We start from the raw sequence: 1,511 nt of genomic DNA on the forward strand, positions 1-1,511 counted from the left end.
TGACAGTCCGCTTTCGCGAGCAGGCTCGCTCCCACAGTTGTGTGGTTTGGTTTATTTCATTCATTAAGGCTGTCGCGAATGCTCGCTGCGTCACTGATCTTCCTGCTGACCATCACCCTTGTCATCTGGCAACCCAAAGGCCTCGGCGTCGGCTGGAGCGCGACGCTCGGCGCCGTGCTCGCATTGATCTTCGGCGTCGTGCACCTGAGCGATATTCCGCTGGTGTGGCAGATCATCTGGAACGCCACCGGCACCTTCGTCGCACTGATCATCATCAGTCTGTTGCTCGACGAAGCGGGATTCTTCGCCTGGGCCGCGCTGCATGTGGCGCGCTGGGGGCGGGGCAGTGGGCGCAAGCTGTTTGCCTACATGGTGCTGCTCGGCGCGCTGGTGTCGGCGCTGTTCGCCAATGACGGCGCGGCGCTGATCCTCACGCCGATCGTGATTTCAATGCTGCTGGCGCTGCGCTTTTCCCCGGCGGCAACCCTCGCGTTCGTCATGGGCGCCGGTTTCATCGCCGACACCGCGAGCCTGCCGCTGGTGGTGTCGAACCTGGTCAACATTGTTTCGGCGGACTTCTTTCACATCGGCTTCAACCGCTATGCGGCGGTGATGGTACCGGTCAACTTCGTCAGCGTGGCCGCCACTTTGGGCGTGTTGATGTGGTTCTTCCGCCGCGACATTCCCAAGGCCTACGACCCCGAACAGCTTGAACAACCGCATACGGCGATCCACGACAAGGCCACGTTCTACGCCGGTTGGGTGGTGCTGGTGATCCTGTTGATCGGCTGCTTCTTCCTCGAACAGCTGGGCATCCCGATCAGCGCGATCTCCGCAGTCTGCGCTGCGTTGCTGCTGGGGATCGCTGCCCGTGGTCACAAGATCTCCACGCGCAAGGTGCTCAAAGAAGCGCCGTGGCAGATCGTGATTTTCTCGCTGGGCATGTACCTGGTGGTCTATGGTCTGCGCAATGCCGGGCTGACCGGCTATCTCGCTGGATGGCTGGATGTGTTCGCCGGTTATGGCGTGTGGGGCGCGGCGCTGGGCACCGGGGTACTGACAGCACTGTTGTCGTCGATCATGAACAACCTGCCGACGGTACTGATCGGTTTGCTGTCAATTGATGCCAGCCAGGCGAGCGGTGTGGTCAAGGAAGCGATGATTTATGCCAACGTGATCGGCAGCGACCTGGGGCCGAAAATTACCCCGATCGGCAGTCTGGCGACGTTGCTCTGGTTGCATGTACTGGCGCGCAAGGATATCCGGATCGGCTGGGGGTATTACTTCAAGGTCGGGATTGTGCTGACGGTGCCGGTGTTGTTGATGACCTTGGCGGCTTTGGCGTTGCGGTTATCCCTTTAGACCGAGTTGATCCCATCGCTGGCAAGCCAGCTCCCACAGGTTTTGTGATGCGGCTCAGAAAGTGAGCACACAGTAGATCCATGGCAAGCCGGCTCCCACAGGTTTTGTGGTGCAGCTCAGAAAGTGAGCACACAGAAGATCCCTGTGGG

General features: G+C 60.2%; 1 protein-coding gene. It reads left to right on the plus strand.

The window, feature by feature from the left end:
• Positions 1-78: 78 nt before the first annotated feature.
• Positions 79-1,362, plus strand: a complete 1,284-nt coding sequence (locus HT737_RS27110; protein ID WP_047293716.1) for an arsenic transporter — start codon at positions 79-81, stop codon at positions 1,360-1,362.
• Positions 1,363-1,511 lie beyond the last annotated feature (149 nt).

The sequence above is a fragment of the Pseudomonas sp. MD195_PC81_125 genome (genome assembly GCF_014060985.1).
Taxonomy (GTDB): Bacteria; Pseudomonadota; Gammaproteobacteria; order Pseudomonadales; family Pseudomonadaceae; genus Aquipseudomonas; species Aquipseudomonas parakoreensis.